This window comes from Rhodopseudomonas sp. RCAM05734, from assembly GCF_052658035.1.
On sequence record NZ_CP199742.1, the window covers coordinates 6,082,277 to 6,107,076 of the forward strand.

Below are 24,800 nucleotides of genomic sequence, written 5' to 3' on the forward strand. Positions count from 1 at the left end.
AAGGAGACACCTCTCGACGCCGAACCCCTCAAGGATTTTTTCTAACGGATCTCGCGAACCAGCTAGCCGACCAACGCAAGGCCGCCGGGCAGATTCCGGACGCGCAGGCTGAAGGCTTTCTGAATCTGGGTAAGTGCCTGATCGGGCTCAACGATGTTGAAACGCCCGCTGACCGACAAGCGTCCGATGTCCGAACGGAACAACACGATCCGACCAGGACGGTAGCGATTCAGTTCATTCACAAAGTCCGACAGCGGCGTATTTCGGCAGATGATCAACCCGTCCTGCCAGGCCCCCGCGATGGCCGGGTCGACCGCGGCCACCTCGCCGAGGCCACGACTGTCGTAGATCACGCGCTCGCTTTGCTTGAGCCGAACGGTTTTCGCGTTCCGCGTCACTTCGATCTGATCGGAGAAACATGTCACGCAGACTGATGCGTCATCGAGTCGCACATCGAAACGTCCGCCGGCTCCGTGGGTCCGACCGTCGGCAGCGAGCACGTTGAACGACGACGCGTCCGCCGTGACACGAAACGAGGCCTCCCCGGCCACCAGCTCGACCGATCGGTCGTGGTCGCCACCCTTCATGACCAGGCTTGTCTTGGTGTTCATCTGAACCGATGCGACATCGGCAATGGCAATCTGCCGCTGTTCGCCCGTTCCGGTCCGAAAATCGGCTTCCAGTTCGGCAAGTGATGGCCACAGACGCAAAGGCGGGCGAACGATCGCGACGCCGGCGACCGATGCAGCGAGAGCGCCCCCCAGCACCATCCGGCGGGAAACATAATGGCGCGCGCTGCGATGCTTCGCCGCGCGCACCTCGTCCTCGCGCACTTGCAGTGCCGCGGCGCCGAAGGTTTTCCAGAGCTGCCGGGCGTCCCGAAAGGCTGTCTCATGCGCCGCGCTCTGTGCGCACCATTGGCGCAATCGTCGCGCATCCGCCGCAGTTGCTTCCCGCGAAACAATACGGCGAACCCAGGCATGCGCCTCCAACTCCAATGGAGTGACGCAGTCCATATCGGAGCGGCCATCAGACATTGTGGGTCACGTGCCCCTGAACTGCGTCGTCGCCACTCGCCGGCGAACTTTCAATAGTCGTCATATCAATGATATAGACACCTCTGACGCGGTGATCCCGCATGTTTTTCTCAAGGATTCGGTTCATTTTGCCCGGCCCGCCTTGAAGCGTCTCAGACAATACTCGTGCGCTGACCGAAGCTCTTTCTCGACCAGACTGAGGGAAATCCCGAGATGCGCGGCGATCTCAGACTGAGTTCGACCGTCGAGACGGACCGCGATGAGGATCTCTCTTGCTCGCGGTGACAACCCCATCAGGATCGCCTTGAAGCGCGCAATGTCCGACCGTCCTTCAATTATACGGAGCGAATCCGGATTCTCATCCGGAATTTCGAGAATGCCGTCGATCTCTGCATCGGACAGCCTTCGGCTCTCGGCCCGCCGCTGATTGAGTGCCGTGTTGATCGCAGCCCGCAGCAGATACGCCATGGGATTGCGGATCGTCTCGTTCGCATTTTCGCGGTCGAGCGTGAGGAACGTATCCTGCAGCGCCTCGTCGGCCCAATCACCGGAGCCAAGACGGCGTGTCAGGCTTTTTTTGAGATCGCCGTAACGATCGACTAGCAGTTCGCGCAGCGTCGATGAGTCGCGGGACGGGCCAGGCGTTTCCACGCCAGGTGCCGGAGCTCCGAATTTCGCGTGCTTGATCACCCTCGCCCCCCATCGCGCCAGGGACAACTCGGGCTGCCCCCCGGAGAATACGGCAGCACGACCATCGCAAACGGCTGTTGCATTCGAGCCGGTGGCGGCGCTTTGAGCGACACTTGAGCCGCGACCGCGACGATCGCCGCGTCGCGATCCGGATTTCCGGTGGAGCCCAAAAGCCTCACGCCGGTCAACGCGCCACCCGGATCGATCCGGAAACGCACGGCCGCTCGATAATCTCCCAGTTTCGTCCTACTGTCGGCGCAAAGCGCAGTTTCCACCGATCGTTGCAACAGCGCCGAATATCGGCGCTCGGATTCGTCCAATGACGATAGCGCAGCTCGCCCTATTTCAGCGGGATCGCGCCGAACTTGCCCAGTTCGGGGGGGCGTCATGACGACGAACGCATTGCTGGAGGTGTATTCGACGGTCAGCCCGGTTCCCTCCAGGAGCCTCCCGAGTGCAGCTTTCGGTGTCATCTCCCCCGTAACCGGAGACGACACACGACCATCGACGAGCTTGCCATCATAGGCGGCAAACATCCCCGTGTTGTTACAGAAGGATTCAAGCGCGGAGCTGAGAGACTGCGAGGGCAGATCGAATCGGCTGGTTTGTAGATCCCCGGCGAGGGCTGGTACGGTGAGAGCCACGAGCGAGAGCGACATCAGCGGAGCCGCCCCAAGCATAGCAGTTCGATATCTCACGCCAAATCTCTCGGTACAAATGCCGCTCGATCAGGTCGCGATTGTTCGCTCGAGCTACACGGGACCGTTGATAGCTCTTGATGACAATAGAATGACAATCGAGTGTCAAACAATCGAACCCGCTCGATCTACCGATCTGCGAGCTCCGGCGGCACGCCAACGCGAATAGCGGCGATAATGCATCCCAACCCGCCGGATACGATCAGATCGTACTGCTCGCGCACGTGTCCGTAAGCCTAGCGGTTGCGACAACGAGACGGCACCACGGGGGACCAACTAAAAACCGGAACTGTCCACCATGGTGTGACCGCTCAATACCAGCGCGACCGGCACGGGCACCCGCGGCATGATATCTGGCAATGGGCAAGCAGAATGACCGGCTCCATCTCCGGAACATCGGCCAAGGTCGGCATCAGTTCATCCACGCCGAGGCTCCGCCCCCTTCCCGCGAACTGCGCAGTCTTGTCGTCCCACCAATCATGCAACCGCCCGACAATATGATCATCCATCCACTGCGACGAGAGCAAGGTCGCTCAGTCTTCCCATTTCCTCAACGGACGAGCGGCCGGCTTGCGCCGACCGCGCGAAATGATGGCGCTTCGATACAATCCAGATAGACACCTTTAATTTCGTTGAACGACCAGCGCATCCAGCCTGTCGCGCTCTTCCTTGGTCAATCGCCTCCGCTGTTCATCGCTCACCGGGCCATTGCCGAGCATATGTATGGCGCTGTTGGGATCGTATTGATCTTCGCTGCTGCGCCGTCGTCGCTGGTCACCCGGAGCCGCGCCTTCGGCTCCGCCAGGGCCGCCAGCCCCCCCGCCATAGCCGAGCACTTCGACGATGATCACCGAGGGACTGTTGTTGGCCGCCGGCGCAGGGGTCGTCGTCTGCTGTGTCGCCGCCGTTGCGTTGGATGTCGACAGTGCAGCGCCGATGCTTGGCGCCTGCACCGTTGGGATGCCCGATGACGAGCCCTGCACCTGGATATTGGCGGCATTGACGATCTGCAGCGCGGCCAGATTGATGTTGCCGGAGACGCGGATGCCGGCTTCGCCGGCATCGATGGTGCCCCGCGGCGCGATCAGGTCGATGTCGCCGGCCTTCACTTCGGGGATAGGGTTGAGCGTGGCGATACCGGCGCCGGCGGAGGGCACCTGCGGCGCCAGCGTGACGTTGCCGTAGATGTCATAGACGCGCTTCGGCGGCGTGTAGAGCACCGTGGTCTTGGAACCGCGGCCGGCGTTGATGTCGCCGTTCGCCACCCAAGCGATGACGTTGCCGCCGAACGTGGTCATGATGCGCGACAGGCCCAGCAGCACGCTGCCCTGGCTGTAGATCTGGATATTGCCGGTGCCCTGCGTCACCAGGCCGGCCGTAGAAGGCGGCGCGACGCCTTCTACGCCGACCACCATCTTGCCCGATGGCGCCAGCAACTGGATGTCGCCGCCGAACAGGGTCTGCACGCCGGCGCCGCCGAACATGGTGATGTCGCCCGCCCCTGCCGCCGCATTCGGGAACAGCGCTGCAATCGCCGCACGGCCGCGCAGATAGCTGCCATGGCGGGGGCTGTTGGCGTCGTTATATTCACGGCCACCCGCTTTCAGTTCGGCGAAGTAGACGGAGCGCAGGAATATCTGCTGTTGCTCCGGAGCCAGCGCGCCGAACGCCGCGCGGGCCGCCGCATCGTTGCCTTTGAAGCCATAGCGCTGCGTCAGCCAGTCGGCGAGTTCCTTCTCGTAGGTTTTGGCCACCTTGCCGGAGCCGTCGAGCGGCGTTCCGGCCGGCAGCAGATTGGCCGGATCGAGATAGCGCAACAGCGCCTGATAGTCCGGCTCTGCCGCGCCGGCGCCAGCCAACATCGAGATGCTGGCGCCGGGACGGCTGTCGCCGGCGCTCACCTGGCCGACCGAGACCACGCCGGCCTTGTTGTCCATCTGGATGTTGCGGCCCGCGGTGATCTGCAGTGCGCCGGGGCCGACGACATTGAAGCTGCTGAAGATGATGTCGTGCCCGGCCTGCACCAGCGACAGATCGGTCTCGACATTGTGCACGAACAGGTTGCCGGTCGAGGAGAAGTAGGTTTGGAGATTGGTGTCCGCCACATCCTCGGTGGTCCCGAGCGCGGTGCCGCTGCCGACGATGTCGCGGCCGGCCATCATGCGCACCGGACCTGCGCCCTGATACCAGACCTGCCCGGCCCGCGTCGGATCGTTTTTGGTGAAGGTCAGGATGCGGCCGCTGCTGACGCCGACCAGATCGCCATTGACGGCGTAGAACCGCGCCGGATCGAGGTTACCCCATTCCGCGCTGGCGGTGTTGGGCCCGAAGGCGAACAGCGGATCGATGCCCTGGCTCTCCAAAGCCACGTTGCCCGCGGCCGAGAGATTGCTGAATGTCCTTGTGCCGGTTGTCGGATCGATGACGGTGAAAGCCGGATGGAACGGGGTCGCCAGCGACCCTGCCGATGCACTGGTCCGGGCCACGGTGTAGCCGCCCACATAGATCGATCCCGACGCCAGGAATTCGAGCTTGCTGTTGGCCGAGGGCGCCAGCAGCAGCGGCGAATAGACGGTCGCGATGGGGTCGTTTCGATTGGAGATCGCATTGCCATAGTAGAAGCTGCCGCCTGCCGCGACGGCGGTGAGGATCGACGGATACATGATCGCCGAGTCGGTGGAGGGCAGCTGGGTCCCGAGGCTGATCGGCACCAGGTCGCCGCCTGCAGAGAACAGGTTGATGGCGCTGTGGTCGGTCCACAGCGAGAACCAGGTTTTGCCGCCGGCCGCGCCGTCGCGTGCATAGGCTGGACCATAGGGTGAATCGATCACGGTGGTGACGCGGCCGGGATCGCTGGCGCCGGACAGCACCAGATCGCTGCCGGTGCTCAGCGTGAAGGTGGAATCGCCGGGCGCGAGGAGCAGACCGCCGAAGGCCAGTGCCCGCGACGCATTGAACACATCAAAGGCCCGGCTTTCGCGCGGCGACTGATCGATCGGCTGCACGCCGTAGGTCGGGCTGACCATGCCCAGGGAGGCTGCGGCGATGCCGGTGTCGCCGCGCAGGTTGGTGACGGTGCCGTTGAAGCTGGCGTCCTTGTACAGCGAGGCCGGGTTGAGCTTGCCGCCGACGCGCAGATCGAGGTCGCCGCCGCCGGTCAGCGTCAGGCTGCCATCGGCGCCGACGCGGCCGGTGCTGCCCACGGCCAGCACGAGACCCTGGGTGCGCTGGTTGCTGTACTGATCCTGCGCGCTTACGCCATCCGGTGAAACGACGTTCCTGCCCATCAGTGTGACGATGCCGGCATTGCCGCCGACATCGACGCGGAGATCGCCGCCGCCCAGCGTGCCGAAGCCGGTGAAGCCGACCAACGTGTCGGCCCGGGTGACGCCAAGGATCGACGGGGCGACGTAGCTGCCGAAATTGATTGACCAGGCGGTGGCTTGGTCGGCGCCGCCGCCGAGCGTGGAGCCGGTGCCCTGGCGCCACAACCAGTTGCCGATCGGCGCGCTGTTATAGCCGATATCTCGCGCGTTCGGACGACCGACCCCGCTCGTGAAGACCGGCAGGGTCATCAGATTGCCGGTGAGGTCACCAGCCGCCTTGATGGTCAGGTTGCCGCCACCGGTCGGATACCAGGCGCGCGCCAGGCTGTCCGTCCCGCCGTCGACGAGTTTCTCATAGCCCTTGTTGAGGTCGCCGAGCACCGTGCCCGACGCGGTCTTGGCCCGCGGCAGATTGTAGGGGTCGCTGGTGCTGGTCGGGGTCGAGGACGAGGACGAGGACGAGCCGGCGGTATAGACGCCGTACAGCGAATTCATCTGCAGGTTGCCCGCCGAGAGCAGGTCGAGATCGGCGGCGCCGGTGCGAACCACGCTGAAGCGCGTGCTTCCGGGCAGAAAGTCGAACGTAGGATTGGCGGACAATCCGCACGCAAGCGCATCGTCCGAACAAATGGTTGATCCGAGCAATTTGACCAGATCAGGATCAGTGATCGGCCTGCCGACAAAGTCGGCCGGATCGCCGTCAGCGATGTAGTTATCCCAGCCATATTGGGACAGGACGAAACTTTCCGGGGTAGGCTTGCCGTAGAGGCCGTAGTGATTGTCGGCCAATCGCAGATCGCCATACGTCGCATGCGGATCGGTCAGGCGACTGTCGGCCGCCTTGGTATCGGCGCCGGCGACCAGCCGCATCGACCACGACTGCGACCCTTCCGGCAGCATCGCCGCTACGCCGTATAATTTACCGGCAGCGCCGGGCCGTAGATCCACAGACGTCACGCCACCCGGCAGCAGGACATTGGTGCCCGCGGGCAAGATCGCGCCCAGCGGCAGCGCGAGATCGCCGTTCAGCAGGCCCGGTATCGGCAGCGCGACACCCTTCGGCCAGATCAGCGCCGCCAGCGACGCGGAGTCCGGCAGCTTCATGCCGGCGTCGAACTGCGTGCCGGCCGGCAGCGTGACGGGCGCGCTGACGATCGAGCCTGCCGCAAACAGCAGGTTGCCGGACGCATCGCGCACATTGGCACTCAGCACGGTTCCTGCGGCCAGATTCATCAGCGTGCTCAATGAACTCGCCGTCGGGATCACCGTGCCCGCACCGAAAGTCGCCGCTTGCATCGGCAGATCGAAATTCAGTGCCTTGCCGCTGATGAATGTGGTGCCGGTCGCGAGCACCACGCCGGTGCGCGGGATGGTGATATCGGCGCCGGTGAACTCCTTGCCGGGCAGCAACAGCCAGCCAGTGTCATCCTGCGTCCCTGGCGGCGTGGTGAACCCGTCGCTGATGCTGCCATAGATATTGAGGTCGCCGCCGGCACGGATCACCAGCGCGCCGGGTTCGCCCGAACCGTAGATGCCGGGCTGCACCTGGCTGTTGGGGTTGACGCTGGCATAACGATATTTGGACAGATCGAGATCGCCTGTCACGACCAGATCGCCATCCGGAGTCGCGCTGACGATTTCCACGCCGGGACGCAGATGGAAGGCGTCGGAATAAGCGCGCAGACCGGCGAGCTTGTTGTTCATCAGGTTGCCGTTAGCGAGCGCGGCCTTCATGAACAGCACACTTTGACCATCCTTGATATCGAGATAGTCCTGCGTGATCTCCTGATAGGGACGTCCGCTGGCCGCGGGACCGGTGATGGACTTCGCGTCGCTGTAGGTCCAGGTCGCGTTGACGGCGATCGAGCGCGCGCCGCGAATATCCAGCGCGCCACTGGCATCGATACGGACGTCGCCACTGGTCTCGCCGGTGCGCCCGGCGTTGAGCTCAAGCGTACCGCGCGGCAGGCCGTCATTCTGGTAAGCAGCACTTCCCGTCTTTGCATCGGTGCCATGGCGCAGATCGATCCGCGCACCCGACGCCAGGGTGAGCTGGCCATCGCGCGACGTCAGTTCGACGATAGCGCGGTTCGGGCTGTCGATGATCTTGCCGTAGCTGTCGACGCGGAGCACCGTGCCATGAGCATCGAGCACCGCCGATCCCGTCAGGGTCAGGCCGTTCTTGGCGGCGAGGCGGATGGTGCCGACGCTCTCGCCGCTGGCGTCGATGGTGCCGGCCACTGTGAGCGCACCGTTGTCGAGCGAGACATTGATCTCTCTGGCCTTCAGCTCGTTGCCGATGGTGAGATCGCCCTGCTTGATCTGGAAGCTGCGCGCGCCATAGACGCCGCCGGCATTGAGCCGCGCATTGAGCGCGGCGAAATCGCCGAGATTCTGCGCACGAACGCTAATGCTGCCGGCGCGATACGGCACCAGCGTGCCGCCGGCATCGTAGCGACCGAAGCTGCTGCCAAGAATTGCGCCCTGCAGATCGACGGTTCCGGCCACGGCATCGAGTGCGATCGCGGTGAGGCTGCCGGCATTGTTGAAACGCGCCGACAGATCGATCACCGAACCCGCCACCTGGCGGATGTTGCCCTTGCTGCTGTCGAGCGTGACGTCGCCGCCCCAGCTGTATTTCCTGACATCGTTGAACACGACCTCACGGCCGGCGACGTCGATCCGCGATGCCCCGGTCAGGGTAATGTCGTTGCTGGCCTTCAGCGTCAGCTTGCCGCTCGGCAGCACGATCGTGGTGTCGAGCGCGATGCTGTCGCCGCTCAAGGTGAGTTGCGCGCCGAGCGTGTCGGTGGCGACCGCGCCGGGCGTACCCGCGCCAAGCAGCCGCAATGCGCCGCCGGCGGTGATGCTGTTGACCGAGCCGCCCTCGCCGGTCACCAAGGGCGACGCGATGGTGAGGTTGCCGCCGCTGTAGCTGTAGCCCTGGCCGGCGACATAGGCGCCGCGCGACTGATAGACTGACAGGTTGCCCTGCTGGTTGGCGCTGACGCGGTCGGTCGCCGACAGATTGACATTGGCGAAGCCGAGCGCCAGCCGGCCGTCGACATCATTTCCGGTCGGGCGCGAATGGGCGCCGTAGCCGAACACGATACGCTCTGCATCGATGTTCAGCGTGCCGCTGCCGGTGCCCGCGCCACCCGCGACCAGTTCGCCCGGCGCCAGCGTCGATCCGCGCCAGATGAAGTTGCCGGTGCGGATGGTGGCGACGTCGCCGGCATTGCCGACGCCGTAGATCGCCGGGGTGCCGAGCACCAGATTGGCCAGCGTCGATTTGCCGGTGGCGGGATCGACGGTGTCCAGCGTCACGGTGCCGAAAATGTTGACGGCATTGGACGCCGACAGCGTCAGCGTCTCGAGCCCCGGCGCGCCGTAGCGGGTATCGCCGCGCAGCAGGCGATCGAGCAGCGCCTGGTTCATCGACAGCCCGCTCGGCAGGATATTTCGCGCTGCTGCGTCAATCAACACCGCGCTGTCGCCGAGATTGATCCGGCTGACCGAGAGCGTGAGATTGCGGGTGCCGTAACGCACGGCGTCGTCGAGCTGGAACTGGTTCGGCGTCACCAGCGCGATGGTGCCTTCCGAGTAGATTTCGGTCTGGCCGCTGCAATTGCCGCTGTCACAGACGCCGATGCGCACGCCGCTGGCCAGGATCGCATTCGCCGCCGCCGTGTTCGGCACCAGATCGAGCATGCCGTTGGAGACCATCACCTGGTTGCCGGTCGCGGCATAGACATAGCCGTCCCGCGAATCGTAGGCCGCCGCGCCCTTGCCGATGGTGTTGATATGGGCGCCCCGCTCGATGACGATGCCGCTTCCAGTTAGGGTGCTGCCGCTGTTGGCCATCAGGAAGACTTCGGGTGCCGACAGCAGCGAACCCGAACGCAGATAAATAAATTGTGTGGAGTCGGCGCTATCGACGAGCCGGCCGCCCTGCCCGTAAGTGACATACTGAATGCCGCCGACCACGATGCGCGACGCACCGAGCGAATTGAGCATCGATGAATCGATCGACAATCCGGCAAAGCCGGCCGTTGCGGTGCTGCCTGCCGCCACGATCTCGATATCGGAGCCGCCGCCGGAATTTGTCGCGACCATCACGGCGCCGCCATGGCCGCCCCTGGCCGCATCGAACCGCGCCGTGCCGTTGAAGCGCAGCGCGTCGATCCCGGCGCCGGGATTGAGGTTCAGAACCAGACTGCGCGCATCGACCGGCAACATCGCCCGCGGCACGCCAAGCTTCACCGCATCGGCGACCACATAATCGGCGAAGCTGGTTTCGTTGTAGGTCGAATAGGTGCGCAGCGCGGCGCCCGGCGTCACCACGATCTGGCTGGGGAGACTGTCTTTGATGGTCGTATTGGCAATGCCGAGTTGGCCCAAGGCCATATAGGAGCCGTTGCCGACCGCATTGGCCCCGGCGACGACGGCGCGCGATGGCTGCGCGCCGATCTCGATGCGGAACGCACCGGGCAACAGCGCATAAGTCGCGGGCATCAGCGTATAGGTGCCGGCCGGCAGCCCTGGCACGCTGCCGTCCAGGGTGATCTGGCGCCCGACAACCGGATCGTTCGCGGCATTTTCGGACCCCACCGGGGCGTAGTTGCCCTTGAAGCCCGGCACGATCGCATAGACCGTATTGCCGGGCGCGCTGAATCTGTTGCCGGGATTGGCGTTGGCGAACGCCGTCGTCCGAATATCCACCGAGCCACCGCGGCCACTGATGAAGCCCGCGCCGGTGAGATCACCGCCGCCGGACAGATCCAGCACCGCGCCGGATTCGACCACCGCGCTCTGCCCGCCCAAAGCGATACCGACTGTCGGTACGCCGCTGCCGCCCACGAAGCTCGCACCGCCGGCGCCGATCAGCATCACATTCTTGCCGTTGTAGCTGTAGCTCAGACCGTCGATGGTGCCGCCATAGGGCATCACCAGTCCGCGACCGCTGACCGAGGTCAGGCTGCCCGCCAGCAGGGTGACGCGCGTGGATTTGCTGTTGTTATAGCCGCCGGTTCCGATCGTCAGCTTGCCCAATGGCGCACGAACGACGCCGGCCTGCTCGACCACGGCCGCGGCCAGGGTCAGGTCGCCGAACACCGAGTACGGTACGCTCGGTATCTCGGCCGAGTTCGCCTCGATGCGCAGTGTCTGCGCGGGATCGTAGCCGATGACCCCGTTGCGATTGCCAAGGCCGACCTGGACCTGCGCGACCGTGCCGGTCGTCGGATAGACCTGCGCTGCGCGCAAGGTGACGCTGCCGGGGCTAAATAGCGACGTGCTGATCAGACCGACCATGGGCCGCACGCCCTGCACGAAGCGCAGATCGCCGTCGCTGTGCAGACGGGTCTTGCCGAAGGTCAGATTGACGGTGTCGCGAATGTCGATCAGTTGCGCGGCGACATCGAGTTGCACGTCGTAACGGGTCGGGTCGGCAGTGAAGACCGGCGTGCGGGATTTCTGCTGGTCCGGTTCCTTATAGACGTAGTTGATCTGGCCCAGCCGCGCATAGGCGGCGGCCAGCGAGATCCGGGCGTCCTGCGCACTGCCGCTCACCGGCATCATCATGTCGCTGTAGAGGTTCAGGTTCTGCCCGACCCGCAGGGTAACATTGCCGTCGAAGCCGATGGCACTGCTCATCACCGACAGATTGTCGAAGCCACCACGCGCCACGGTATCGGCACCGAGTCGCCCATAACCATAGGCCAGGGCCGGATCGGCCGCGCCGGCCTGCAGCCCGGCATTCAGCACCGAGTCACCCTGCCGATCGACGAGCACGATCTGACGCAACGCCCGATAGGCCGGATCGGCCAGCGGAAGATTCACCAGGTCACCGCTGGTGATGCGATATTCCAGCATCTGCAGCGCCACATTCAGGCTGCCGCCCGCGGCGCCGGCGCCGCCGGCGCGGGCCATCATCGTGCCGTCGAGGAACAACCCGTTGTTGGAGACCAGCGAGATGCTGCCGCCATTGCTGGCGACATCGACCGCGCCGAGGCCGGCGACATCGAGCGTCGCCGCAGTGCCGGAGGCGTTGAGCACCGCGCCGGGACGCACCACGATGAAGCTGTTCGAACTCGTCGCCTGCCCCAGCGCGCTATCGATCTCGCCGCCGATGACGATGCTGCCGCCGTTGACGACCAGCCCGTAGCGCCGGCCTTTTGCATCGAGCGCGGTGGCGGCCTGCGCCGCCACGTCGAGACGCGCGCTTTCGCCGATCCAGATCGAGCGGTTGTTGGTCGTCGCCGCAACCTGATCGACCTGCGGTCCCGCGAGATCAATGGTCCTGAGCGATATATTGCCGCCCGCGGCATGCAGCGTGCCGTCGACCGTCAACTGACCGACACTGCTCAGGGCGATCGACTTGCCGGGATCGACGGTGATGACGGCATTCTTGCCGATGGTTAGACCGACCGACGGCAGGTCGCTCGCCAGCAGCCGGCTGTTGCCCGCCTGCAGCGTCAGGCTGGCGCCGCCGCGCTGGGTCAACACGCCTGTCAGGCTGTTGGCGGTGTAAACCGGCGGCATCCACACTTCGAGGCCCGCTGTCGTCTGATCCGATGCCGGACGATAGGCGGGCATCGTGACATCCACGACGGCGCCATCGGCCACCGTCACGCCGCGATTGCCGATGATCGCGTAAGAGCCGAATCCCCTGGAAAAGAAATCCCCGGCCAGCGTAAGCATGCCGGCGGTGATGTCGGTGGCAGCGCCGATCGCGACGCGATCGGTCTGCAGGGTCAACGTGCCGCCGCCGTTCATGCCATAGCCGCGCACGTCGCCGGCAAGAGTCAGGTCACCGGTCGAACCGACGCCGTTGAGATTGGCCCTGAGCGTAACGGAGCCGCCCCGCCCGCCCTGGATCTTGCCCGTGCCGAGGATTGCAGCGCCCGACGACACGTCGATCAGCGCACGGTCCTCCAGCACCACGTCGCGGGTGGATCGCAGCGAAACCGAGCCGCCGTCGAGGTGAGCGAGCACATCCGGATCGAGACCTCGGGAGTCGAGGCTTTCGACGCCGCTGACATCGAGCACCGCGCCCGCCCGTACCGCGATCCGCGACACCCCGTTCGTATCAAGGTTGACAGTGCCCAGGACCGCGGAGGTGAACACATTGGTGGCGTCGATCGCGCCGCCATGGGCCGTGATATCGGCCTTGATCTCGACGATCGGCGCAATGAGGCCGAGCGTGCCGCCATTCGCCAGCGTGAGATCGCCATCGATGGTAATGGCCCCGCGGGTGCCGATCTGCAGACCGCCGAGCCTTTGCTCGGAAAGATGCCGAGCATCGAGCCATACGGTATTGGCGCGGCCTGCCGGCAGAGCATCCGCAGCACCGAGCCCCGTCGTCACAACCGGGATATCCCCGATCCGGACATCGCTATTGTAGAGATTGGGCTGACCGAGCGCGGTGTATTGCCCGATCCCCAGCGTGCCGGCCAGCGGCGCCGCATTCTGCACCTGCTTGTAGCCGTCGGTGACGGCCGCTGCGCGCGCGCTGGACTGGCGCTCGCCCTTGATGACATCGGCAATAATCTGCGCCTCGAACATCGCGGTCGGCGTCGACAGGTTGAGCCGGCCGGCATCGCGGCCCACGGTGTAGCCGGCCTCATAGCGCCACGACGACGAGCGGTCGAAGACGCTGCTCCAGATCTCGGTGAGCGAGTCCGCGACCTTGCCCTGAATGTTGTGCGTGCGGACGAAGCCGCCGGCAGCCGCGATAAACTTCATATCGGCCGGCGCGTTGTCGAAGCTATAGATCCGGCCGTCGGTGCCGATCAGTTTGGTCGAATAGATCCTGCCGCCGTCATAGCGCACCGAACCGCCGGAGATGTCGAATGTTGCGCCCCGCTGCGCGATCACGTCCGGCGCCGCCAGCGTAATGGTGCCGCCGAGTGCGGTCCATTCGCCGATCTTATGCGCAGTGTTGGACAGGTAGCCGCCGAGTTCGAGCAGACCACCCCTAGTATAGTAGCGATCGCCGGCATAGCCGCCGGTTCCGGCCGGCACCAGCACGAGATCGCGGATGTCGATCCAGACATTCTTGTTGATCAGCGCGCCGCTGTCGCGGTTGACCGGCGAATCCCTGAGCTCGTTGCCCTGGACGTTGACCAGCACCTGGTTGGCCGACATCGGCAGCACCGCGCCCCGCACGCCGGAGACGTCGATGCTGGAACCGGTTTCTGCAAAGACGCGCTTGCCGGCACTCACGGCAACCTGGCCGCCTTGCGCCATGGTCTGCGACTGGTTCTGGAAATTGACCGTGCCGCCGGTGACGATCTCGACACGCGATTGATCCTGTCGGTCGGCAAGAACCGACAGATTGTCGAACGCACCCACGGCGCTGCCGGCGCGCAGCAGATTGGCCGCCGCCGAGGCGGCAATCAACGCATCGCGCTGGCTGTCGAGCGCAGGCTCGCTGCTGTCGAGTTCGGGCTCGATGGCCGTCACGCTGCCCGCGGCAAGCGTGACGCTGCCGGCGCCGTCAGCGGCCGAATTGGCCAGGTGGATGGTGCCCCGGGTATTGGCCGAGCTGCTGGCGCGAAGAACCCCGCTCTGCGTCAGTGTCCGGCCGGCCAGCGTGATATCGCCCTCCGGGACGAGGATCAGGCCGCTGTTGCGGACGCTGCCGTTGGCGCTTCCGGCATTGATGGTGGTGGATATCTCGATGCCGCGCGTCGTCGATGTCGCGTTGCCTTCGGTGCCGAAGCCGGGGCGCAAGATAAAGCTGTCGCCGGCCGCGAGCAGCGTCTGCCCCTTCGGCGTCGAGATGCTGCCGGCATTCTCGACCTCGCTGCCGATCATCAGCACAGTGCCGCCGCCCGACTTCACCTTCAATGGCGCATGCGTCGAGATCTCGGCGCCGGATTCCACAACGACCTTGCCGCCGGCAGCGGTGAAGCTTGGCGCGTAGCGGCCGTTGCCGGTCTGGGTGCTGTAAATGCCGTTGCCGAGGAATTGCGCGTCGGTGATATCGGCCGACGACGCAATCAGCGAGCCGACATTGACCTGCGCGCTGCCGCCGAAAATGATGCCGCTCTGATTGATGACATAGACCTGGCCATCGGCCTTGATGGTGCCCAGGATCTGACTCGGCGCGATCACGTTGTTGACGCGGTTGAGCGCGACCCAATTCGCCTGCCCCTGCTGGTCGAAGGTCAGCGTGGTGCGCGCGCCGACGTTGAACGACTGCCAGTTCAGGATCGCCTGCTGCGTCGTCTGGCGGATGCCGACCTGGGTCTGGCCGGAGGCATCGACCGATTGTGTCGGCGTATTGGCGCCTTGCCATGTCGTCACCGCATTGGCGACGCCGTTGCGGGCCAGGCCGGAATCGGGCACCAGGCCGCCGGGCGCGAGACCGTTGGCGATGCCGAGCGGCGCCGTGGTGGACAATTCGCGCGCCTGCGCCGCCGCCCGCGCGGCGGCCTGCACCGCCTGCATCGCCTGCACCGAGCGGCTCAGCGCATCCTGGCTCTGTTTCGCCGCCGATACCGCCTGCTGCGCCGCCATCGACGCTGCATCGGCCGCAAAGTTCGGAGCCGAGAGGGATGGGTTGCCACCGTTCAAAGCGCGCGCAAGGACTGCCTTTGGCGCGACGGCCAACAGCGCTGCGGAGCAAACCCCCGCCAGCAATCTGACATGGCGGTTCTGGCGACCGGAAAAAGCGGCGCGAAAGTCAGGGCTGCGGTTCAGCATCGAATTCTCTCTCGGCAGGCGGACAAGTCCTAACGCATCGGCGCCCCTCCCGCGGAGGAGCAAACAGATGCCTCATCTTGTTTGACACCGGTCGAAAATCGAATCTGAACCAAAATCTTGATGACAGTTTTGTATCAACCCGCTCTGGCGAAATTTCAGCTCAACAGGATCACGCCTCCCGGAAGCGTGCGCGCGTTCGCGCCCGTTGCCCGTTCGATCCAGCCCAGGATTTCGTCCATGCGCTCCGTGCGGAAACGACCGCTAATCGTCTTCTGGCCGAGAGTTGCGTTGAGAACCATCACGCGCCCAGGCCGATAACGATTGATCTCCGCGACGGCGTCTGAAAGCGCCGTACCTCGGAACACGATGTAGCCGTCTTGCCAGGATGTCGCTTCCTGCAGATCGGCGGTGGCGGCAACGCGAAGGCCATCGCCGTCGTAGACAACCTGCTGTCCCTGACTGACCGTTGCCGAGCGCTCGCCCACCGTCACTTCGACATCTCCCGCGACGCAGGTGACGGACGTCTTCTCCGCGAGACACAGTACATCGAAGCGGGCTCGATCCGCGACGATCCGGCCATGTCCAGCAAGCACGGTTAGCGCCTGCGAAGAATGCTTCGGCATCGTGAAAGAGGCCTGACCGGAGATCAATCGAATACCGGGACCGGCCGATGGATCTGCAGTGACCGCAATGGCGGTCTGCGTGTTCAGCCGCACCGATATATCCGTGACGCTCACCAGCCGCTGCTCGCCGGTGGCCGTACGATAGTCGGCCCGCAGCTCCTCCAGTGACGGCCAAAGATCGAGTGGCGGCTTGACGACGGCAGTTGCTGCAATCGATGCCGCGAGCGCACTGCCGCCGACCAGAAGTGCGCGACGCGTGGTGATGCCAGCAGCCCGGCGCGACCAGACCGGCGCGCCATGCAAGTCGACAAATGCTCGCCCCCCGACGCCGAGCTGCCGCCATACACGGACCGCCTCGGCAAAGGCCGCATCGTGCGCCCTGCTCTGCATTCGCCAACGCTTCAACGCCTCGGCATCCACAGTCGTGGCGTCGCCCGAAACGAGCTGCCTGACCCAGCGCCGCGCATCCCGCTTCAACAGATCGACCTCTTCGTTCGCGTCGTTGTTCATCGATTTGCCGGCTTCCGCCGCATCGGCGCCTTGTGATCCAATCCAAACGCCTCCTGAACAGAAGACATTTCTCGCGGCTTCGATCTGAACCGGTCGGGCTTCATTTTTTCCAGCCGCGCCGCACAGTAGTCATGCGCCGCCTGAAGCTCCCGCTGCACAAAGCGTTCGGACACGCCGAAGCGCCTGGCAATGTCCCTTCGCGGCGTGCCTTCAAGTCGCGCGGCCAAAAAGATGGCTTGCTGCCGAACCGGCAGCTCCGCGATGATCTTCACCACCTCATCGAGTTCGTTGCGCGCATCCAGCACGCGCTCGGAATCCGGCGAGTCGTCAGCAACTTCTAGTAATTCTTCGATTTCGGATGCCGCCAGCCGGCGGCTTTCGGAGCGCCGGTTGTTGGACGCGATATTGATCGCGATACTGTAAAGATAGCTGTCGGCACTACGCACCGATGTCAATTCGCCGCCGCGTTGCAGCCGAAGCCACGTGTCGTGAAGGGCATCATTGGCGAGATCAGCGGACCCCAGATAGCGCGTCAACCGCTTCCTGAGATCGGTGTAGCGGGTCAGCATATGTCGCTGAAGGGCAGCCCAACCGACCTCCGTCATTGCGCCGTCCTCGCCGGTACTGCGCCGGGAACGCTGCATTGGGCGATCAGATCAGGCGTGACGAGGATGACGACAGGCTGCTTGAAACCGGGAGGCGGCGCCTCGCCCACCGCAAGTCGCGCCACAACGCTGCTGAAGGCCGCATCTGTTGCCGCGTCCCCCGTCGAGCCAAGCGGCGTCACGCGCGTAACCGTCCCCGATCCGCCGATCCAAAATCCGAGCGCGATCCGGTTGCCATTTGACCGGATGAGCTCATCCGCACAGAATTCACGTCGAAGGCCAGCCTGAATGCGTCCGTAATAGTCGCCCGCCGGCGATTTCGCTTCGAACTGCGAGACATTCTGCGCAGACCGCTCTGGAACCAGCATCACACCATCTGCGGTCATAAACTCCGCCGTCAAGCCGGTACCCGAGAGCAATTGGCTGAGCGCGGCGGCAGGCGGAAGGCGCCCCCTCACCGCGGTGGATCGGCGACTGACTGCAAGACCGGCGTCGTAGATCACTTGCCATCCCGACATCACGCTATAGGCTTCGATCGCGGATTCCAGCTTTTGGGCGGGAATTTCAAAAGTAATGGGCCCGTTCGGCACCATCGACGTCTCCCGAGACTGCGCTGCCACTGCAGGGCCAGACAAGCTTCCGCATGCAGCCAGAAGCAGTGACAGAACACCGAGGATTCTCTCGATAATCGCATTCGGTCGTAAGGTTCCATGCCGAATACAATAACGACACGTCAACAGCATCTTCTCCAAAGCGCTTCACAGCGAAGAACGCACGCTTAATGCCTCTTGCTGACAGTCTTGTGTCAAGAATGGAAAGCAACTGGACTGCTTCCGGCTCGATAGACAAGCCTGGCAGCAATCCGGTCCATATCTTCGCTGCTTACGGCCACGATGAACCGGAACTCTTCTCGGCGTGAACTCCTTCAATCAATTGGTCTCAAGAGCGCTGACGGAACATGTTGCTTTAGGGTAGACAATGGTCCGACAATTTGATGTCGCACTCATTGGCCAGGCGCGGGGGCAACCTGGCCGTTTCCGCCATGGATCAGTTCGCAATATTGAGCGAGAAACGCAGATTGATCGGCTGCAGCATTTCAGGCGGTGGCGCTTCGCCTATATTGCCGCGCGTCAGCACCGCACGCAGATCGGTATTGGCGCGCTCGTCCTTGAAGGCGGCAAACGACACCCGTTCGACCGATCCATCCGGATTGAGCCAAGCCTTCACGACCAGCGACGTTGGCGGTCCATCCTGCTTTCCGTTGGTTTCCTTCAGCCATGCACGAAACCGGTTGGCGACTGCGTCGTCGGCGGAGATCCATTCCTCAAAGCGATATTTGACCAGCTTCGCGAACTGCCCCCAGGCCGGCGGTGCCGTATCCGGGCTGCGGTAGTCCAGGCCCTGGGCAACCGGGCTTGATGCGGGGACGGACAGCAGTCCGATTGATGCGAGCAAAGCGTAGATCCGTGCAAATCGCGAACGCCGCGACGCCGATGGACCGCGAAACAAAGCCATGAAAAAACTCCTCAATTGACGCAAATGACGCGCGCCGAGATGCTGGCGGCACGGTGGGCGCGTGATGCAGATCCACTGATCTGCGGCCGGTCGTCCTGCTGGAAACGTATATCGCTCGCAGCCAGGAACGCCTTGGCGGCGGTCGAGCCGACGGCAAGCACGCGATTGATCGCCGTGCGCCGACTGACGACGCCCTCGATCAGGCCCCGCGAATCCAGGACGGGTGCGCCGCTGCTGCCGAAGGTCAGCGTCGACTGCAACGCGATATGCCCGGACTCGCCGCTGCCGGTGGCCGGACTGACCGATGCATTGGCGAGCACGCCGCCGCGCGCGAGCATCGTCGGCAGGCTCGCATAGTCGGCCGCGAACACGATGTCATTGGTCGATGTCACAATGCTGCGGGGAAACACCGCCGCCAAACCGCGGGTCTTCGCGGTGTGCAACAATGCAATATCGTAGGGCGTCGACACGGCAACGATGCGCGCCGAGCTCGTGCGCCCCTCTTTCTGAACCATGATACGGCTGCAATCCTGGACCACGTGTCGCGCCGTCAGCATGTGGCCGATGTCATCCACATAGAATCCGGTGCCGGCGCGCTCGCCACGATCGGTCGCAGGGAGCGCGGTGCGCGTTAACGGCTTCGGCGACGCATTCGGCGGTGCCTCGCCGCGCGTCGGCAGCAGCGGCTGCGATTGCGCAGGAGCGCCGCACATCAGCAGGAACGAGATGACTATCGTAACGGCGACGGACAGCCAGCAGCGGTAGCGAAGCCCCCGCTCCTTCGCATTGATGCAAAACACCCTCACGCGATACACCTAGCGGCGGTTGGTCGGCGAGGAAAAAGCCGGCGGCGGCAGGCGGAACGGAACCACGGAGCGACCGTAATTCTGCCCGTACTGCTGCTGTACGCCGGGCAGATTGACCACGCCGATCTTGGTGTCGCCCGAGCGGGCGTCGATTGGCGGAAGGTTGAGACTGGGATTGACCTTCTCGACATCGCGTTTCATCGTCTGGTTGAGACAGCCAAAGCTGCGCGAGCCGCCGATTTCGACATCGACGCAGCGCTCCTGGACCATCGGCCGCGGCGGCGGCTGCCCGCCGATGATGATCTCCGGCTTCTCCGGCTTGGGCGGTTCGGGCAGCTGCTGAGCCGCGACCGGAATCACTTGAAACAAGAGCGTCAACGCGATGAGTCCTGATTTCATGCTCGGCTACCTTGCCATCGGCTTCGCGCCGACCTGCATGACCATCTGCGTCAGCCGGTTGTTCAGCGCGGCGAAATCGACTCGGCCGGCGCCACCCAACGTAAGGCAGCGTCCACGGCAGCGCGCCATGGAGGCCATCGGCGAGCCGAACGTGGCGGTCGGCACGATGCCGGTCACCTGATATCCCTTCGCCACGAGCCGGGCGCGAGCGCGCAGGCAATATTCGACCGACAGATGCGAGAAGCGCGTCTCGCCATGGCCGGCACGATATTTCATCAGCGCGGTGCAGAGATCGCCGCCTGCCCTGTTCCAGGCCTGCGAGAGATACAGGATGCCGTAGCGGATATTGATCTCGGGCACGGCGAATTCCGCCATGCTGCCCGAAAAGCCCAGCATCCGCGCCGTGGCCGGCATCACCTGCATCAGGCCGATCTCGCCGTCGGCCCCGATCCGCGTCGGATCATAGCCGCTTTCCACACCCATCACCGCCTCTGCCACATCGGCCGGCAGGCTGGTGCTGCGCACTTCACGCTCGATGATGGAGCGATACAGCGCCCGGTAATTTCCGACAACCGGCGGCTTGGGCAACGCGACCAGCGCCGCCGTTCGCTTGTCGGCCGGCGGCGCATCATTGGTTGTAGCGGAGGTTTCGGCAGGCGCCTTGCCCGGTTGCTGGAGCGATGCGGGATCCGGCTCGGCAAGCGCAGGCGCGACGACCAAAGCAAGGCATGACGCCAGGCCGATCAGCCACGCCGATGCACACGCGCGCCGCCTGGCGGCGCCCGTGCGTCTAGCGTCGTTGCTGATCGGCCGTGCGTTCACCACAATCAATCCGATCGGGTCAAGCGACGCGTGCTTCGGGGGCTGGCGCATCGTCCGCCGGCGTTTCCGCGGTCGCCTGCGGTACCGCCGATCCGAGTTTCTGCAATTCGTCGCGCAAATACGGCACCAGCGCCTGCACCAGATGATCCCATATCTCCAATTGCGCCTTGATGAAATTCGGCATCACGCCGCCGATCATCGAGACGTCCATGACAAGCGCGAGAAAGCCCGGAACGACCTGCAGCCGGCCGAAGCGGCGCAGCGCATTCCAGCGGTTGACCACGTCGAGCGGCAGTTCGCCTTCGATGTTGAGCCAGGCACTGAAGGTGAAATCGACGAATTGATCCTTGCGCTCGGCGAGGCGATTGCCGGGGCGGATATCGAATGCGAAGCCGGCCGTCGACGAGCGCAGAATAGCGATGTCGCTATTGGCATCGGTGACGAGCTCGACGCGGTAACCTGCGCTTTGCAGGATGTCGCGCAGCGACTCCGCGGTGACGCTGGTGATGGCGCTCTCGGTGATGGCGGTCATGGCAGGTATCCTCAGTTACGAGATTTGTTGTCGAACAGCTTGGCGAGCGCGAGTTCGTTGATGATCGGAGGCTGCTGCTTCAGCAGTTCGGTGAGATAGGCCCGGCGCAAAGCGGCCGCGCGTTCGGTCCTGATCTGCCGGACCAACTGATCGCGCACCTCGGGAAGCGTGCGGGTATAGGACACCTTGGTATCGACCAGACGGATGACGTGGTAGCCGTCGTCAAGCTGGATCGGCTCGGAGACGGCGCCCTTGGCGAGACCGACAACCTGGCTGCGGATCTCCGGACGAATCTGGTCCTCCGGCAAGAGGCCGAGATCGCCACCACGTTCGGCACTGTCCGAGGCGGCACTATCCGAACGGGCAATGGCAGCGAAATCCGCGCCTGCCGTCTTCAGCTTCTTCTGGACCTCTTCGACCTTCTTCTTTGCCGCATCCGCCGTTGCCTTGTCGGCATCTTTGGCCAACGGCACGAAGATCTGCGCGAGCTGATACTGGCGCGGCACCAGCAAGGAGGCGCGATTGGCGTCATAGACCTTCTGCACCTCGTCGTCGCTGGGGAAGCTGGCGGGAGGCGTCGATACCGACTGCAGGTACAGCTCGACCATGGCGCTCTCGCGTACCCCTTCGAGCTGGGCAGCAACTGCCGGCTGCTGATCCCACTTCTTGGACGACAGCTCCTGAAGCACCAGGCGGTTGGACAGCAGCAAGCGCACCACCTGGCTCGGCTGAGCCGGATCCTGTGCAAGCGCGGCCTGCTCGCGCGGGCCCAGCGCAGCGATATAGGAGCGCATGTCGTCGGCGCTGACATCGTTGTTGCCGACCCGCGCGACGACCTCATCGGACGCACGTGCCGGTGCCGTTGCAACGGTCGGTGCCTGAGCGACCGCGGCCGCTACAGCCGGTGCAGCCTTCGGCTTGGCCGGGGCAACGCGCGGCGCTGCCGGGTGAGCCGGCTGCAGCGAGGTCTGGGCCGAGGCGGATGACAGCAGCAGAACCGAGATGACGACGACGCCGCCAGCCATCGTGAGTGCCGAAGAAGGGCGAAGACGCGTCATGGGGTCACCTTTTGCTCAAGCAATTTATCGTCGTAGTCCTGCAGTAGATTCTGGATCTGCACCCGCCGCTCGCCGATCAACGGTTCGTTGATGACCACCATGTCGCCAAACGAAATGCCTTCATAGCGGTGCAGCAGCTCGCGACCAACCTTGGTCAAGAGCTTGTTCTTTGCGACGCAGCTCTTGGTGCTCGCCTTGTACGCCGTCGCCTCGCCCTCGAACTTGGCGCGCTCGGCGTCCTTGGTGCGCGCCACTGTGGCAGCTTCCTCGTAGGCGCTCTTCCATTTCTCCAGCGTCTGGTTGCGATCTTCCAGACGCTGGTTGAATTCGTCCACCGCCTCGCGGTGGGTCTTTTCGATTTCCTTGACCTGGGCCTTGGCGGCGGCAACCTGCGCCGTCATGGCCGACTTCTCGCGCTCCGCATCGGCGATCTTGGCCTGCAGGGCGGTGCGCTGATCCTCCAGCGCCCGGGTCTGCGCTGTGGCGCTACGCAGCGCCTCACGCAGACGGTCGGTTTCGGTGTCGGCGTGCGCCTCGCAACCGGCCAGCGCGGCCAGCAGCAACGCTGAGCTGATAATACGTATCTTCATGATCAGAACTTCGCATTCAGGTCGACTTGCACGACATCGACGGCATAGGGCCCACCGGAGATATTGTTGGCGCTCATCCAGCGCAGCGAGGCCCAGACGTTGTCCGAAAGCCCCAGATTGCCGCCGATGAAGTAGCCCTTCAGGTTGGTGCCACCGAGACCGAAATCGGAATCGGCGAAGGCATCGATGATCGCGTCGGATTCAAGATACTTGTAGCCCGCATGGACATTCCAATCCCACAGATGCGTGACCTGTTTGTGACCGACGGTGACACGGCCCATCCAACCCTGGTTGCCACCGTTGAAAGGGCCAGCCGAACCGTCGGGTGTCGGGGCGGTGTTATTGGCAATGCTGCCACCCCTGGGGTCATTGACCGGGCGAGCAAGAATGGAATTGCGATCGAAGGCGATGTTGTTGACGTATTCGCCGTCGATGACGACGTGGACCGGATGGAAATCACCCAGATCGACCTGACCGCTGACAACGACAGGACGGAACTGACTGGCCAGCCCGAGGTACTGATAATACGGCTGGCTGGCGGGCGACGCCAGCGAGGTATCCGCAAGGATGTTACGCAGCGTCATATACGTATTGCCCTTCTGCGCGAAGGATGGACGTGTCTGATCCGTGTCGCAAACGTCGGCCGGTCCGACGGCGAAGCATGGCGACGAAACCCGGCCCTGCGTGTTCGTGAAGTCGTAATAAGCGACGCCCAGCCGGAAACTCGACTGCGGATCGAACTTCACGCCAACGCCCGCCTGAACGCCGAACATCCACTTGTCGTTGCTCGCATACTTTCCGGGAAGACCGTTCAAAAGATTCTTTTGATCGATGTTGTAACCGACATTCAGATCCGAGTTGAAAGTCGGGAACGCACCGGCCACCAGGAACGGCGTGACACCAGGCGCCACCTCGTGCCTGACCTGGGCAGCGAAGCCATCGAATCCGATGTCGCGATACCAGACCAGGTCGGTCGGCGACCAGAACGGATTGTCGAAACGACCCACCGAGAAGGACAGATCGTCCGAGGGCTGATAGCGCAGATAGGCCCGATCGATCCAGAGCGAATATTTCGAGAAGTTTCCGCCATTCCCTCCCAGCGTCTGGTTCAGCGACACTGGCGAGTTGCTATCGCCGCTGGCGAAGCGGAATCCGCCCATGAAGTTGTCGGCGATGTCGATATCGGCGCCGACCCGCAATCGGAAGCGCGCGCGCTCACGATCCTGGCTGCTATTCAGTGTCGGCGCAAAATAGGGATTATTCTGCGACAGTTCGTAAGGCGATCCCGTGTTGATCGCATTGAAGTTGACGAGCCGGGGATCGTTGCCGGTCGGGAAGAACTGGCCCTCATAGCGCGCACGCAGATCGCCGTAGAAACGGATGCGCTGGGCCCATTCCGGATACTTGCCGGGCGACGCCCAGTTTTCGCTCTGAGCCTTCGCCATAACATCGCGCTTGATCTCTTCGCGCAGCTGACGCTTGACGATCTCGGGCACGTAAGTGACGTGCTTGGTGCCCGGCGGCGACGCGACAGCCGCGGCGGCGGTGGCCGTCTTGGCCGCTTCTTCCGCGCGCAACGATGCGCCCTTGGCGGCTTCGCGCGCCACATAGGCTTCATCGTCGGCCTGCTTGATCAGCGCCTGCGCCTGATCTTCCTTCAGCACTCCCTGCTTCACCAGCATGTTGACGAGATTGATGGTCGCATTCGGCGACGTCGGCTTGGCGCGCGACACTGCCGGCCGCTTGGCCGATGTTGTATTGGCGCGATCGCCGGCATCCTGCGCGAGAGCGGGCATGCTGCAAACGAGTGCGCACATCGACACGACGAGCGGCGCGGAACGCCGGGCTGCATCGTTTTTTTTGTGAAACATCGGTATC

Annotated in this window: 15 protein-coding genes; all 15 read right to left on the minus strand. The window is 64.0% G+C overall.

What is annotated here, in order from left to right:
• Positions 1-62: 62 nt before the first annotated feature.
• Positions 63-1,037 (minus strand): FecR family protein, encoded by a 975-nt coding sequence (locus ACUXVA_RS28875; RefSeq protein WP_445489640.1) that lies wholly within the window; start codon positions 1,035-1,037, stop codon positions 63-65.
• Between the two features lie 123 nt (positions 1,038-1,160).
• Positions 1,161-1,727 (minus strand): RNA polymerase sigma factor, encoded by a 567-nt coding sequence (locus tag ACUXVA_RS28880; RefSeq protein ID WP_445489642.1) that lies wholly within the window; start codon positions 1,725-1,727, stop codon positions 1,161-1,163.
• Complete coding sequence (locus ACUXVA_RS28885; protein WP_445489644.1) at positions 1,724-2,386, minus strand: TonB family protein; 663 nt, start codon at positions 2,384-2,386, stop codon at positions 1,724-1,726. Before ACUXVA_RS28885 ends, ACUXVA_RS28880 begins: the two co-directional genes overlap by 4 nt.
• A 662-nt stretch (positions 2,387-3,048) precedes the next feature.
• A complete protein-coding gene (locus ACUXVA_RS28890; RefSeq protein WP_445489646.1) occupies positions 3,049-15,462 on the minus strand; it encodes a filamentous haemagglutinin family protein in 12,414 nt (4,137 codons plus the stop codon).
• Between the two features lie 155 nt (positions 15,463-15,617).
• Positions 15,618-16,595, minus strand: coding sequence for a FecR family protein (locus ACUXVA_RS28895; protein WP_445489648.1), 978 nt, complete (start codon positions 16,593-16,595; stop codon positions 15,618-15,620).
• The gene (locus ACUXVA_RS28900; RefSeq protein ID WP_445489650.1) at positions 16,592-17,200 is read right to left on the minus strand and encodes an RNA polymerase sigma factor; all 609 of its coding nucleotides are present in this window, start codon (positions 17,198-17,200) and stop codon (positions 16,592-16,594) included. The genes ACUXVA_RS28895 and ACUXVA_RS28900 overlap by 4 nt, the downstream gene beginning before the upstream one ends.
• Positions 17,197-17,793 (minus strand): secretin and TonB N-terminal domain-containing protein, encoded by a 597-nt coding sequence (locus ACUXVA_RS28905; protein ID WP_445489652.1) that lies wholly within the window; start codon positions 17,791-17,793, stop codon positions 17,197-17,199. The genes ACUXVA_RS28900 and ACUXVA_RS28905 overlap by 4 nt, the downstream gene beginning before the upstream one ends.
• 454 nt (positions 17,794-18,247) lie before the next feature.
• Entirely contained in the window at positions 18,248-18,715 is a 468-nt protein-coding gene (locus ACUXVA_RS28910) for a hypothetical protein (protein ID WP_265082472.1), read from the minus strand.
• An 11-nt stretch (positions 18,716-18,726) separates the two neighbouring features.
• Positions 18,727-19,521 (minus strand): trypsin-like peptidase domain-containing protein, encoded by a 795-nt coding sequence (locus tag ACUXVA_RS28915; protein ID WP_445489654.1) that lies wholly within the window; start codon positions 19,519-19,521, stop codon positions 18,727-18,729.
• A 9-nt stretch (positions 19,522-19,530) separates the two neighbouring features.
• Positions 19,531-19,920: a hypothetical protein gene (locus tag ACUXVA_RS28920; protein WP_265082470.1), complete on the minus strand. Its 390-nt coding sequence runs from the start codon at positions 19,918-19,920 to the stop codon at positions 19,531-19,533.
• 6 nt (positions 19,921-19,926) lie between these two features.
• The gene (locus ACUXVA_RS28925; RefSeq protein WP_445489657.1) at positions 19,927-20,742 is read right to left on the minus strand and encodes a lytic transglycosylase domain-containing protein; all 816 of its coding nucleotides are present in this window, start codon (positions 20,740-20,742) and stop codon (positions 19,927-19,929) included.
• A gap of 19 nt (positions 20,743-20,761) precedes the next feature.
• Positions 20,762-21,274, minus strand: a complete 513-nt coding sequence (locus tag ACUXVA_RS28930) for a YbjN domain-containing protein (protein WP_445489659.1) — start codon at positions 21,272-21,274, stop codon at positions 20,762-20,764.
• An 11-nt stretch (positions 21,275-21,285) separates the two neighbouring features.
• A complete protein-coding gene (locus tag ACUXVA_RS28935; protein WP_445489661.1) occupies positions 21,286-22,332 on the minus strand; it encodes a peptidylprolyl isomerase in 1,047 nt (348 codons plus the stop codon).
• A complete protein-coding gene (locus ACUXVA_RS28940; protein WP_265082466.1) occupies positions 22,329-22,922 on the minus strand; it encodes a hypothetical protein in 594 nt (197 codons plus the stop codon). The genes ACUXVA_RS28935 and ACUXVA_RS28940 overlap by 4 nt, the downstream gene beginning before the upstream one ends.
• 2 nt (positions 22,923-22,924) lie before the next feature.
• Complete coding sequence (locus tag ACUXVA_RS28945) at positions 22,925-24,793, minus strand: putative porin (protein WP_445489663.1); 1,869 nt, start codon at positions 24,791-24,793, stop codon at positions 22,925-22,927.
• Between the last annotated feature and the right edge of the window lie 7 nt (positions 24,794-24,800).

Bases quoted from the DNA above. Each gene is read 5' to 3' on its own strand.
- ACUXVA_RS28875 (WP_445489640.1), bottom strand. From the start codon at position 1,037: ATGTCTGATGGCCGCTCCGATATGGACTGCGTCACTCCATTGGAGTTG.
- ACUXVA_RS28885 (WP_445489644.1), bottom strand. From the start codon at position 2,386: ATGTCGCTCTCGCTCGTGGCTCTCACCGTACCAGCCCTCGCCGGGGAT.
- ACUXVA_RS28890 (WP_445489646.1), bottom strand. From the start codon at position 15,462: ATGCTGAACCGCAGCCCTGACTTTCGCGCCGCTTTTTCCGGTCGCCAG.
- ACUXVA_RS28895 (WP_445489648.1), bottom strand. From the start codon at position 16,595: ATGAACAACGACGCGAACGAAGAGGTCGATCTGTTGAAGCGGGATGCG.
- ACUXVA_RS28900 (WP_445489650.1), bottom strand. From the start codon at position 17,200: ATGACGGAGGTCGGTTGGGCTGCCCTTCAGCGACATATGCTGACCCGC.
- ACUXVA_RS28905 (WP_445489652.1), bottom strand. From the start codon at position 17,793: ATGGTGCCGAACGGGCCCATTACTTTTGAAATTCCCGCCCAAAAGCTG.
- ACUXVA_RS28910 (WP_265082472.1), bottom strand. From the start codon at position 18,715: ATGGCTTTGTTTCGCGGTCCATCGGCGTCGCGGCGTTCGCGATTTGCA.
- ACUXVA_RS28920 (WP_265082470.1), bottom strand. From the start codon at position 19,920: ATGAAATCAGGACTCATCGCGTTGACGCTCTTGTTTCAAGTGATTCCG.
- ACUXVA_RS28930 (WP_445489659.1), bottom strand. From the start codon at position 21,274: ATGACCGCCATCACCGAGAGCGCCATCACCAGCGTCACCGCGGAGTCG.
- ACUXVA_RS28935 (WP_445489661.1), bottom strand. From the start codon at position 22,332: ATGACGCGTCTTCGCCCTTCTTCGGCACTCACGATGGCTGGCGGCGTC.
- ACUXVA_RS28940 (WP_265082466.1), bottom strand. From the start codon at position 22,922: ATGAAGATACGTATTATCAGCTCAGCGTTGCTGCTGGCCGCGCTGGCC.
- ACUXVA_RS28945 (WP_445489663.1), bottom strand. From the start codon at position 24,793: ATGTTTCACAAAAAAAACGATGCAGCCCGGCGTTCCGCGCCGCTCGTC.